The organism is Candidatus Phytoplasma crotalariae (assembly GCF_030586865.1).
Classification (GTDB): Bacteria; Bacillota_I; Bacilli_A; order Acholeplasmatales; family Acholeplasmataceae; genus Phytoplasma; species Phytoplasma citri.
In genome coordinates this window covers 1-13029 of sequence record NZ_JAOSIR010000015.1, presented here as the reverse complement: position 1 = coordinate 13029, position 13029 = coordinate 1, and the positions used below count along the sequence as shown (strand labels likewise).

The following is a 13029-nucleotide window of genomic DNA, read 5'->3' as shown; positions in this document are numbered from 1 at the left end:
TCTGGACTGTCCGTTGTAAGCAACTTCCGGAACAGGTCTCATTATTACCTCAATTTTCCTTCTTAGGCCATCTCAGGCTTCTCCCTAGAATTATTCGGTGGCGAAGTCTTTTTGACTAATTTGCTTTTGTCGCAACTCGCTTTTATGGTCTGCTCTAATCTGACATTCTTTCGTTTGCCAAACCAACCATCTCCTTGCAGGGTTTATCGGCCCTGGCTATTGGTTAGATAGCACGAAATTTAGGCCTCTTTGGCGCCCTCATTTAAATGATGAGCTGTCATAATATAACGAGTTTTATATTGGACAGCTATTTTTTGCAAATATAATTTTCGAGTTAAACTAGCTTGATTTTGAAAATTTTTATTTTCCAAACTTAATTCAAAGTAATAAAAAGGTATTTTACGTAATTGACAATATTCATTTACTAAAACTTTATCCTGATAAGAACTTTCTCTTTTTAAATGATTAAAATGAACTACAATTATTTGAAATTTTCTAGAATATAAATAATCTAATAAAGTCATAGAATCAACACCACCGCTGATCGAAAGAATATATTTATATTCTTTTTTTAATGACATTGCTAATGATAATAAAAACATAAACTTCAATTATCTTCCTTAGATAAAAATGATAAACTTAAAATATTTAATTGCTTTTGAGTGACAGTAGCAGGAGTCTGCAACATTAAATCTTGTGCTGTTTGAGTTTTAGGAAAAGCAATAACATCTTTAATATTATCTGTATCAGTCAATAACATAACAATTCGATCTAAACCTAAAGCAACGCCACCATGAGGAGGTGTGCCATATCGCAAAGCTTCCAAAAAAAAACCAAATTGTTTATGCATTTCTACTTCAGAAAAACCTAATGTATGAAATATTTTTTTTTGGTAATCATATTGATAATTTCTTAAAGATCCACCACCAATCTCATAACCATTCCAAACCAAATCATATGCACATGCTTTTGCCTCATGAGGATTTTGGTCCAAAATTAAATAATCTTCTGGTTTGGTAAAAGGATGATGCATAGCTTTATATTTATTTTCTATATCATCAAAAATTAATAAAGGAAAATCTATGATCCACAATAAAGATAATTTTTGATCATCAATTAAATTTAAATCTTTCGCTAATTTATTTCTTAAAAAACCTAAAGCTTCATAAACGCTATAAGATTTTCCCATAGATGAATCGAATACAAAAAAACAATATTCATTATTTTTTAAAAAATTTAATTCTTTATTTAAAGAATTAACCAAATTACCTTGAATTTTATCATCAATTTTAATTAAATAATACAAATCTAATTGATATTGATTTTTAATCCAATGACAATATTGTAAAATTGTTTTTTTATTTAATAAGGATTTTTCTGATAAAATGAATCTAATACCTAAAATATGAAATTTATTGATAATTTCTGATGATATTACAGATAAATTGAAAAAATTTGTCAAATTTTCTATACATAAATCAAATCTTAAATCAGGTTTATCGGAACCATATTTTTTCATAGCTTGATCATAAGTTAATCTAACAAAAGGTTTCTCAATTTCATAATGTTTAAAATTTTTAATTAAACATATCATAATTTTTTCTACTAAATTCATAATTTCTTCTTGAGACCAAAAAGAAATTTCTATATCAACTTGGGTAAATTCTGGCTGACGATCCGATCGCAAATCTTCATCACGAAAACAACGTGCTATTTGAAAATATTTTTCAAATCCAGCAATCATATATAATTGTTTAAATAATTGGGGGGATTGAGGTAAAGCATAAAAAGATTCAGGATACAAACGCGAAGGTACTAAATAATCCAAAGCTCCTTCAGGTGTAGATTTTGCTAATATAGGAGTTTCTAATTCGAAAAAACCCTGAGATATCAAAGTTTGACGTATATTTTGAGTAATATAATGTCTTTGTAACAAATATTGTTTTTGTTTTTCTTTTCTTAAATCCAAGTAACGATATTTTAATCTGTGACTTTCATTACTAATATTTTTATCTTCCACTACCAAAGGTAAGGGTTGCGCTTCTGATAAAACATATAATTGACTTATTACAATTTCGATATCACCAGTTTTTAAATTAGGATTTTTATTAATTCTTTCTACTACTAGACCTTTAACTTCAATAACAGTTTCTATTGGTATTTTAGATATTTCTAAATATTGCGGATGATTTTGTTCTATAACTAATTGTATTAATCCTGATAAATCTCTCAACATTACAAATATTTTATTTCTGAAATTGCGTTTACGAGCAATCCAACCTTTTAAAAAAACCCGTTCACCTTGATTTTTTAAATTAATTTCATTATTATTATAGCTATATTTACTCATTACGATTGTAAAGTTAACTCCTTTTTCAAAAAAGTAATAATATTATTTAAATTCACATTATAAATTATTTGGGTAGTAGTATTTTTAACTGTCACATAACTTTCTTTTAATTCTTTAGTTCCCATAAAAATAAGATAATTAGGTTTTAATTTTAAAGCTTTTTTAATACATTTAGTTAAATTAATTCCGTTATTATTATAAATAATTTCAGCATGAATATTATTTTGACGTAATTTTTGAATTAATCTAAAAGCTTCATAATTAACTGAATAATCTACTGACAAAACACAGACATCTAATAGTTTAAAATTAATATTTTTCCAAAAATTATTATACTGTAAAGCCAACATAAATCGTTCTATACCGATAGCAAATCCTATAGCTTTAATCTTTTTTTTACTCCCGAAATGATAAATTAAATCATTATAATTACCGCCACCACCTAAAATTAATTCAAAAGATTCTTCATTAGATATCGGTAATACAATTTCAAAAACTATATCGGTATAATAATCTAATCCTCTAACTAAAGTGGGATCAACATAAAAATTAATATTTTCTTTTTTTAATAATGATAAAAATATTTCAAATTGATTTTTAAGAGATGAATCTAAAAAATTTAAAATTAATGGGGCTTTTTTTAAAAAAATTTTATTTTGACAAATTTTACAATCAAAAATCCTTAAAATATTAAATTGCTTACGTTTTAAACATAAAGAGCATAAATCTGATGAAAAATTTTGTAAATAATCAGAAAAAATTTTAATAAAATTTTGACGCGTTTGTGTATTACCCAAATGATTAATTTTAATTTTTGCTTGAGTTAAATTAAAAAAATTTAAAATTTCATTAACTAAACAAAAAATTTCTAATTCAGATAAATCATGATAATTACCTAACATTTCGATACCTATTTGATGAAATTGACGATATCGGCCGAATTGAGGTCTTTCATATCTAAAAAAAGGACCACAATAATAAAATTTATAAATATCATCGAAATTATAAAACTTATTCTCTAAATAACTACGAACGATACCAGCAGTTCCTTCCGGTCTTAAAACAATCTTGCGACCTTTTTTATCTAAAAATTGATAAGTTTCTTTGTTAACCATTTCAGAATAAGGTGTAGCATGATAAAAAATATCATGATACTCTAAAATAGGAGTACGTATTTCTTGAAAATGATATTTCTCCATAATTTTTTTTAAATTATTTTCTACAAATTTTAAATTTAACATTTCTTCTTGAAAAAAATCTTTAGTACCTTTAATTTTTTTAATATTCATAACTAATTTTAATATTCCTTTTGAACAATCAGTATATACAAAAATTAAATTATTATAATTTATTTTTTGTATTTTAAACCAAAAAAATAATAAATTGAATTATTCATTTTTCTTTAAACATACTGACGTTTTTTATTTTTATAATAAACCTCTTTAATCATCCCTGCGCCTAAACAAATATCTTCATAATAAAAAGCACATATTTGACCAGGCACTACTACTTTAATTTCTTTAAAAAAAATTCTTAATTGTTGTTGATTAATCCAATAAATTTTTACTTCTTGTTCGGGTTGTCGATAACGAAATTTCGATTTTAAAATCATAATATTCGGGTATTTAAAAGATTTATAATCTCGCCAGACAACATTAATAATTAATGCAGAATCACTATATAAATATATACTTTCAGAATTTTGATCGACATAAAGAGTATTAGTAACTAAATCCTTGCCAACCACAAACCAAGGAGATGAATTATAAGATGTATTACCTAGATTTAAACCTTTACGTTGGCCAATGGTATAATAAAAAACTCCTAAATGTTTTTGAGATAAAATATTACCTTTCATATCTTTAATTAAACCTTTATTAATAGGTAAATAATTTTGTAAAAAAGCTGAAAAATTTCTCTCTCCGATAAAACAAATACCCGTCGAATCTTTTTTATGAGCTGTCGCTAAATTTTCTTGATAAGCTATTTTTCTTACTTGCGTTTTAGTTAATGCACCTAGAGGAAATAAAATTTTAGTTAATTGATGTTTTTGTAATTGAGATAAAAAATAACTTTGATCTTTGTTTTGATCTTTAGCTTTTTTTAAAATTTGATCGTTCTTGATAATATGTAGCCGTGCATAATGACCCATAGCAATAAAATCTGGCTTAAAAAGGCGATTAACATAATCAGAAAAAATAGAAAATTTAATATAATTATTACATAAAACATCAGGGTTTGGAGTTAAATTTTGATTAAAAAGATCTAAAACATAAGAAAAAACTTGATCCCAATATTCTCGAGAAAAATCAACAAAATGACACTTAATATTTAATTGTTCGGCAATTTTTTGAGCATCTTGAAAATCCTGTATTTGAGGGCAAATAGTTTTTTTAAGAAAAGGATTTCCTTGAATATCATAATTTAAACTACTATCCCAATTACGCATAAAAACACCTTCAACTTCATATCCTTGTTTTTTTAAAAGAAAAGCAGACACACTACTATCGACACCACCAGATAAACCAATAATAACTTTTTTCTTCACGATACTATTTTTTGTATTTGCTCAGAAATAACAAATTAGTTTCTGCTCGTTCTAATAAACTATTTTCAAAAATTTTGGGACCTGAAGAAATATAATTTCTTTGATTTTGACTTTGGTAAAAAACTTTTAAAGTGCGATAAGTCAAATCTAAGCTATCTTCTATATTAATATCAAATGTTTTGGCTAATAAAAAAGCAATTTTTTCTAAAGTTAAACTATATTTTAAATAATAAAACAAAATAAAATCTTTTTTAATAATATTATCATTATTAGATTGTAAGGTAGCTTTTTTTTGATAAAAAGATTTTAAATCAGGGAATTGCGAAAATATTTCTTGATTTAAATGAAATAAAACTAATTCTGCTATTAAAGTGTCTGATAATCCGATATTAAGATTAAAATTCACATCAAAATTATATAAATTTTTTATGAATCTTCCTAAACTAATATCAGATAAATTATGATTTTCTAAAAAAATATTAATTTCTTTCAAATCGATAAAATTCCAATTATGATTAACTATATTCATATTTTTCTTATCATCCAATAAATCATCGTAATGCAATAATAAAGATGAATATTCTTGATAATTATTAATTCCTATTTTTTGCAAAAAATCTTTTATCAAATTAATAAATGAAACATCGGAATCCTTGATAAAAATATTTAAATCATTAAATTTTTTCTTATTTAATTTAAAACTTTGAATTACTACTAATAAATTAATTAAATCATTTAAATTAGAACTTATAGATAAAAAAATTTTGCTATTAGGATATAAAGATAATTTATTACATAAAAATAAACATTGCAAATGATTAGACAAAAGTAACTGTTCATTTGATTCAGATTCATTTACAAAAGGTTTGATACTCCATTTTTTTTCAAAAATAAAATCTTTATCTTCATTTAAATCAAAATAAGATTTTGCAATTATTATTTTTTTAGATTCTAAAATTTGATCTGCATAAGTAGTATCTATTAAACGTTGATGTTTAATAAAATCTATACAAATATCTACAATTAAACTTGTTTCTGAATTAAAAATATCTTTTTCTCCTATTAAATTTCCTAAAAGAGCAGCTATTTTATGATTAGAAAATATAACATCATTAGACATTTCACTTTTCATACCATTACTAACATAAAAATAACCCCCAATTTGTTTACGAGAATGATTAATAACTGCCATACGACGTAATCTTGCTTTACCTAAATGTTCTGTAGAAGCAGATAAATTAAAAATGAAATGTGCTCCTTTTTTTATCAATAAATCACTAGGAGAATTAATAGTCCATAAATCTTGACAAATTTCTACTCCAAAACAAATATTAAAAATTTGATTCACAAATAAAATATTTCCAAAAGGAATTTTTTGACCTAACAAAATAATTTCTTGCATTTCTGTTATCACATGACCAGAAGTAAACCATCTTTTTTCTCGAAATTCCTCATAATTCGGAATAGTATATTTCGGAATAACTCCCAAAATTTTTTGTTGTTGTATCACGATGGCTACATTAAAAATCATATCTTGCCAAACTAACGGTATTCCTAAAATATAAACGCCTTTGAAAGAGTTTTTTTGAATAATATAATTTAAAGATTTTAAAATATTATTATTAAAATCATTTTCAAAAAAAAAATCACCAGCTGTATAACTGCTTAAACATAATTCCGGAAAAACTACAAAACTAGATTTACTTTTGGCTAACACCTTTAAAATAATATCATTATTTTCATCAAATTTTCCAAAAGTTAAATCGGGGTTTGCTAATTCAATTTTTAAAAATCCATTCTTATACATTTTGTTGCTTTAAGCAATCAACCTTTCTAATAAAATAATTCATATTATTCATTTATTCTAATATTATTATTTATTATTATTTGCAACCAAATTAAATTTAACTTTTTTATCCATAATCCAACCAATAATATAAATAGATAATAGTGATAATATAATTCTTATCATAATTTCTGAAAACATGTTAAAAAGATTTATTTGATCAAAACTTTCCAAAATAGAAGATAAAAAGATTAAAGTACCATCAGTAATAAATAAAGAAATTTTAAAATTCATTCCGCAAACATCTTTTAAAAATTGTTGAACAACATCCATACCTCCGGTAGTGAATCCTAATTTTCTAATGTTAGCTTGAGTAAAACCTATTAATAATCCGCCTAATATAGAGGCAATAAATAATCTCCAATATTCATTATTCCACACCAACAAACGAGTTAAAAAAACTGTCGATTCACCTAATATATAAGGCAGACAAGACATTGCTATCATCAAAATAACAGCTAAAATAGCACTTTTTAATATAAATTTTTTCCCAAATATTTTATATCCCATAATTATGGCCAAAATATTATAAAAAAACATAAAATAAATCATTATTTTATCAGAAATAAAATAAGAATTATTTGTAAATAAATTACATAAACGAGCACTTGTTAAAGCTAATCCATCAGTTCCACCTATATTTAATTTACTACCTAAAGTAAATACAAACATAGTTATTGCTAAAATAATATCATTTAAAACAAGTATTAACCATTTATTAATTTTATTGTGATAAAATTTTGGTTCTTTATTCATATTGTTATCCTTTTTCAGAAAAAGATTTTTAATTAAAATTAATTAATTATCACTCCTTAAAAAAGCATTAATAAAATCATCTAATTCGCCATTCATAATATCAATTATTTGAGAACTTTCATAATTAGTACGATGATCTTTAACTTTTTGATAGGGATGGAAAATATAACTTCTAATTTGTGATCCCCAACCAATTTCTTTTTGATCTGATTTCAAATTATCTTCTTTTTCTTTTTGCTTTTGCAAAGCTAATTGAAACAATTTAGTTTTCAAAATTTGTAAAGCTTTCTCTTTATTACGAATTTGACTTCTTTCGTTTTGACAATTCACTACAATACCAGTAGGTAAATGTGTAATACGAACTGCAGAATCAGTAGTATTTACATGTTGACCTCCAGCTCCACTACTACGAAAAACATCTATTCTTAAATCTTGTTCTTGAATATCAACAGTAATTTCTTCGTTAATTTCTGGCAGAATTTCACAAGAAGCAAAAGATGTATGTCTTTTAAAATTAGCATCAAAAGGTGATTTACGAACTAAACGATGTATACCTCTCTCAGATTTAAAATATCCATAAGCATAAAGACCTTTAATCAAACAACTAACAGTTTTAATGCCAGCTTCTTCGCCTGTCTGCAAATTTAAAATTTCCAATTGAAATTGTTTTTTTTGAGCATATTTTTTGTACATCCTAAAAAGAATTTCACACCAATCTTGAGATTCTAAACCACCAGCACCAGAATGTAACATTAAAATAGCATTATTTTCGTCATAAGTTTTGTTTAATAAAACTTCAATTTCTAGATTTTTAATATCTTGTTGTAATTTTTTCAATTCTAAAATTAACCAAGTGAAATTTTGTTGATCATTTATTTCTTCGCTTGTTGATAATAAAGTTAAAGCTTGATGTTGTTTTTGTAAATTAGTAAAATGATTAATTTTATTTTGTAACTGACTAAATTTCCGAGTAACATGAGCAGCTTCTTGAGGATTATCCCAAAAACTCGGTTTTGACATCAATAATTTACAAGATTTTACTTTTTCTAACAAATTCGAAACATCTATTTTTTGTTCTAGATTGAATAAAGTAGATTTTAAATTATTTAAAATTTGATGAAATTCATATTTTTCCATTATAAAAAATTATCCCCTCTGGAAATTATATTTTTTTAATTAATCCCAAGGTTTTTTAATATATTTTTTATTCTTTATTTTATGTTTATCATTTGATTGTGATGATTCAATAAAATTTAAATCATGTAAAAAATCTTCGAAAAAATTTGATTTTAAAACAATTTTAGTAATATCTTGAGAAATATTTCCAATCATACAATTAAAAAATTTTTGACCTTCTTGTTGATAAACAATTAAAGTATTTTGTTGTCCATAACTTAAAAAATTAATACTTCTTCTTAATAAATCCATATCATTCATATGACGTTGAAATTTAATATCAATATTTTTTAATATAATTAGTCTAATAATATTTAAATACTGTTGTACATCAGATTTAGCAAATTGTTGTTTTTTTATGTCCAAAAGATGACGAGCTTTCTTCAAAATAATAGATTCTATTTTCGAATAAGATAAATCTTTTTGATTATTTACTTGGAAATCTATTTCTTTTAAAGTATTTATAGGAAAAAGCTTAATTTCAAAATAATTAATTAATTCCTTTATAATATTTTTTTGATCTAATTTTTTATATTTGTTTTGTTGCATGGAATTAATAAAATTTTTAACTTCATTTTTCAAAGTTTTAATAATAATATTCCACAAAACTTCTTCAATTTTTTCAGAAGCTAAAATTTCTTTACGTTGTTTGTAAATAATATCTCTTTGCAACTGTAAAACAGAATCAAATTTTAAAACAAATTTGCGATATTCAAAATTAGAAGATTCTATTTTTTTTTGTATCTTGGTAAATAAATCAGTTAACAAACGAGAAGATACTGCATTATTTTTTTGTTGATTACTATGTTGCAACAAATGAACTAATTTACTAATTTTATCAGAACCAAAACGTTTTATTAAATCATCTTCTGCAGAAACAAAAAATTTAGTATAACCGGGATCGCCTTGTCTACCTGAACGTCCACGTAATTGATTATCAATTCTTCGCACTTCATGTCTTTCTGTTCCTAAAACAGCTAAACCACCTAATTCCGCAACATCTTTTGCTAAACGAATATCTGTTCCTCTCCCAGCCATGTTCGTTGCTATAGTAACAGCGCCTTTATAACCCGCTTTAGCTATTATTTCAGATTCTTTTAAATGATTTTTAGCATTTAAAACTTCATGAGATATTTTATTTTTTTTTAAATACTTGGAAATTTGCTCTGATACTTCGACACTGACAGTACCTATTAAAATTGGTTGTTTTTTTGAATGTCTTATTTTAATTTCTTCTATTAAAGCTGTCCATTTTTCCTTTAAAGTTAAAAAAACTACATCAGGAGCATCTTCGCGAATCATTTTTTTATTAGTAGGTATTTGAATAACTTTCATATTATATATACTAATAAATTCTTTTTCTTCGGTTTTAGCTGTTCCAGTCATACCAGATATCAATTTATAATTTCGAAATAAATTTTGATATGTAATCATAGCAGATGTCTCAGTTTCTGCTTTAATAAGACAATTTTCTTTTGCTTCTAAAGCTTGATGTAAACCATCACTAAACTGTCGACCAATCAAAGCGCGACCTGTAAATGGATCAATAATAACAATGTTATCATTTTGCACTAAATAATCTTTGTCTTTTTCCATAATAAAACATGCTTTTAAAGCATTTTTTATAAAATGTAATAAAAAAGAATTTTTATTGCTATATAAATTATTAATTTTAAAAAATAATTCTGCTTTGCGAATACCTTCTTCAGTCAATTCGATAGTTTTTGATTCTAAATCGATTAAATAATGTTCAGATTTTAAGGATTTAGCGAAACGATCAGCATCTCTATAAAATTTAAGACCAGATTGTGTATTATTAGAAATAATTAAAGGAGTTCTAGCTTCGTCAATTAAAATAGAATCAACTTCATCAATAATTACATAACCATATTCACGAGTCATTAAAACATTATTAATATCGCTTTCCATATTATCTTTTAAATAATCAAATCCGATTTCACTATTAGTAGAATATAAAATATCACAATTATAAGCTATTTTTTTCTCTTGAATAGTTTTATTTTTAAGATTTAAACCTACACTTAAACCCAAAAAACGAAAAATATCTCCTATAACGCCTTCCGCTTCACGGCGTGCTAGATATTCATTAACAGTTACAATATGAACGCTTTCGCCTCCTAAAGCATGTAAATATGCCGGCATAACAGCTGTTAAAGTTTTGCCTTCTCCAGTCTTCATTTCTGCAATATTGCCCTTATGTAAAACAATAGCTCCCAATAATTGAACATAATAGGGTGTTATTTTGGCTACTCTAGTAGAAGCTTCACGCGCCAAAGCAAAAGCCTCAACCAAAATACTATCTAAAGACATACCATCTTTTAATTTTTGTTTTAATTTAAGAGTTTCTTTAGGAAAATCTTCATCTTTTAATTGAGACATAAGATTACTTAATTGATCAATTTTATCAGCAACTTTTTTAACTTTCTTCAAATATCTTTTAGAAGGATTACGAAATTGTTTAAAAAAGCCTAATATTGTTTTTACACATTTTAATATCATTAGATTATAATCCTTTTTTCAATATCATAGATTTAATTAATAATTTATTCCTAAACATTTATTTAGAAATAAAATTTTTATAATAATGCATTTGTATATAATGTAAATTTCAAATTTACAATTTTAATTACAATTATAAATGATAATTATAAATTTTATCCTATTAATTATATCAAAACTGCTAAAAAAAATATATTTTTGATTAATTATTTGTTAGTGTCATCTAATATCAATTCCGAAAAATATATTTTAAAAATAACGAATAGTTGATTTTTTTTCAATGTATTAAATCTTCCGAAAATTATTAATCTTACAAAATAATAAAAATAAAAGAGTGCTTTTTTATTTTAAAATAAAAAAAGCACTCTCGAAATGAATTACAAAAAATTTAAATAATTATATTAATAAAAAAATTTGATTTTTTTATTTATTTTGATTAATTAAAATATCTTTAATTTCTTTTAAAATTTTAACTTTTTCATGCTCGACAGAAATTTTATTTTCATTTTGATTTTTTTTACTAAAATATTTAGAAAAATATAAAACAATTAAATACAAAATAAATGAAACAGATAAAAAATCAAAAACATTTTGTAAAAAAATGCCATAATTCAAATAAATATTATTTTTTAATTGCCAATTTAAAGTTTGCAAAGAAGAACCTGTATCACTAAAAAGATAATTAATAGGAGGCATAATTATGTCAGTAGCTAAAGAACTAACTACTTTAGTAAATAATTGTCCTAATATAAAAGCAACTGCTAATTGAACAATGTTACCCTTATTAATAAAATCCTGAAAGCCTTTTTTAAACTCTTTAACTTTATGTAAACTAATATTTTCAGATGACATCCATACACCTCTTTTTTAATAAATTTTTTTCAAATTTGAAAAAAATTAATAATATTTACAATTTACATTATTCTACTATATATTCTTGTCTTTAAAAATGTTGAAAATTTGTGCATTAAATATACTTTATAGAAACATTTAATAAATAATAAAAAACCAAAAAGTTTTTAATTTTAATTCTAAATTAGAGAATTCATATATATAGTGAAACATCCGAATATATTTTAAACTAAAACAATCAATATGTCAAATAATACCAATAAATATAAGCTATAAATAATTTAGAAAACAGTAAAATCATTATAAAATATAATTTAGCACAAAAACGAAAATAAAAATATAAAATATTTATTAGAATAAAAAATATATTTTATTATTGATAATATTCGATAATAATTTTTTTATTTAAATTTATAAAATTAATAAATGAAGGAGAGAAAATCATGGAAAATCTTGAAATCCAATTTACAAGCATTACATTATTTTTTATATGTGTATTCATACTATTAACAATTTTATTATTCTACTTTTTTTATAAATGGGGTTATTTTTGCGGATTTAATAATAAGAGTATTTTTTTCCCTTTAATTTTATCTTTTTTAACTGGATTAGGTGGAATTATTTTTGTACTTATAGGTTATCAAGCAGGCATTATCAAAAAAGATCAAAATAAAAAATAAAAATTTTATTATATAAATATATTAAAGCAAATAAATCACAAAAAGTTAATGACAATTTAATGTTTTATTAATAATTATGAAAATCAACTGCTTTAGTTGATTTTTTTAAATAAATAAAAATTATCTAAATTTCCCAAAATATTTTCAACTAAAATTATTTTTATTTTACTTTAATAATATATAAAAAATAAAAATATAATTGAATAAATAAGGATAGATTATTTATTTTTTGAACTTAGGAATGATTGAATTATTCTATGTTTTTAAATAATTTTTGATTTAAAAATTGCGCTTTAAGACT

At 23.5% G+C, this 13029-nt stretch carries 10 protein-coding genes; 1 reads left to right on the top strand and 9 read right to left on the bottom strand.

Annotated elements, in window-relative coordinates:
* Positions 1–239: 239 nt before the first annotated feature.
* From OC683_RS01480 to mscL, 9 genes are all read right to left on the bottom strand, one after another.
* Positions 240–602 carry a PP-loop family protein gene (locus OC683_RS01480; protein ID WP_249175847.1) on the bottom strand — a complete coding sequence of 121 codons (363 nt, stop codon included), beginning with the start codon at positions 600–602 and terminating at the stop codon, positions 240–242.
* Between the two features lie 5 nt (positions 603–607).
* The gene (gene aspS, locus OC683_RS01475; RefSeq protein ID WP_304514792.1) at positions 608–2350 is read right to left on the bottom strand and encodes an aspartate--tRNA ligase; all 1743 of its coding nucleotides are present in this window, start codon (positions 2348–2350) and stop codon (positions 608–610) included.
* Positions 2350–3639, bottom strand: a complete 1290-nt coding sequence (gene hisS / locus OC683_RS01470; RefSeq protein ID WP_304514791.1) for a histidine--tRNA ligase — start codon at positions 3637–3639, stop codon at positions 2350–2352. The genes aspS and hisS overlap by 1 nt, the downstream gene beginning before the upstream one ends.
* 113 nt (positions 3640–3752) lie before the next feature.
* Positions 3753–4898 (bottom strand): tRNA 2-thiouridine(34) synthase MnmA, encoded by a 1146-nt coding sequence (gene mnmA, locus OC683_RS01465; protein WP_304514790.1) that lies wholly within the window; start codon positions 4896–4898, stop codon positions 3753–3755.
* 4 nt (positions 4899–4902) lie between these two features.
* Positions 4903–6705 (bottom strand): nitrilase-related carbon-nitrogen hydrolase, encoded by a 1803-nt coding sequence (locus tag OC683_RS01460; protein ID WP_304514789.1) that lies wholly within the window; start codon positions 6703–6705, stop codon positions 4903–4905.
* 66 nt (positions 6706–6771) lie between these two features.
* On the bottom strand, positions 6772–7500 hold the full coding sequence (locus OC683_RS01455; protein ID WP_304514788.1) for a YitT family protein: 729 nt from the start codon (positions 7498–7500) through the stop codon (positions 6772–6774).
* Between the two features lie 42 nt (positions 7501–7542).
* Positions 7543–8637: a peptide chain release factor 2 gene (gene prfB, locus OC683_RS01450; RefSeq protein WP_304514787.1), complete on the bottom strand. Its 1095-nt coding sequence runs from the start codon at positions 8635–8637 to the stop codon at positions 7543–7545.
* A 39-nt stretch (positions 8638–8676) separates the two neighbouring features.
* Complete coding sequence (gene secA, locus OC683_RS01445) at positions 8677–11172, bottom strand: preprotein translocase subunit SecA (protein WP_420887814.1); 2496 nt, start codon at positions 11170–11172, stop codon at positions 8677–8679.
* A gap of 447 nt (positions 11173–11619) precedes the next feature.
* Complete coding sequence (mscL, locus tag OC683_RS01440; RefSeq protein WP_304514785.1) at positions 11620–12048, bottom strand: large conductance mechanosensitive channel protein MscL; 429 nt, start codon at positions 12046–12048, stop codon at positions 11620–11622.
* 443 nt (positions 12049–12491) lie between these two features.
* Between mscL and OC683_RS01435 the strand changes: the two genes are divergently transcribed.
* Positions 12492–12728, top strand: a complete 237-nt coding sequence (locus OC683_RS01435; RefSeq protein ID WP_304514784.1) for a hypothetical protein — start codon at positions 12492–12494, stop codon at positions 12726–12728.
* The last annotated feature ends 301 nt before the right edge of the window (positions 12729–13029 follow it).

Bases quoted from the DNA above. Each gene is read 5' to 3' on its own strand.
- OC683_RS01455 (WP_304514788.1), bottom strand. From the start codon at position 7,500: ATGAATAAAGAACCAAAATTTTATCACAATAAAATTAATAAATGGTTA.
- hisS (WP_304514791.1), bottom strand. From the start codon at position 3,639: ATGAATATTAAAAAAATTAAAGGTACTAAAGATTTTTTTCAAGAAGAA.
- OC683_RS01435 (WP_304514784.1), top strand. From the start codon at position 12,492: ATGGAAAATCTTGAAATCCAATTTACAAGCATTACATTATTTTTTATA.
- OC683_RS01480 (WP_249175847.1), bottom strand. From the start codon at position 602: ATGTTTTTATTATCATTAGCAATGTCATTAAAAAAAGAATATAAATAT.
- aspS (WP_304514792.1), bottom strand. From the start codon at position 2,350: ATGAGTAAATATAGCTATAATAATAATGAAATTAATTTAAAAAATCAA.
- OC683_RS01460 (WP_304514789.1), bottom strand. From the start codon at position 6,705: ATGTATAAGAATGGATTTTTAAAAATTGAATTAGCAAACCCCGATTTA.
- mscL (WP_304514785.1), bottom strand. From the start codon at position 12,048: ATGTCATCTGAAAATATTAGTTTACATAAAGTTAAAGAGTTTAAAAAA.
- prfB (WP_304514787.1), bottom strand. From the start codon at position 8,637: ATGGAAAAATATGAATTTCATCAAATTTTAAATAATTTAAAATCTACT.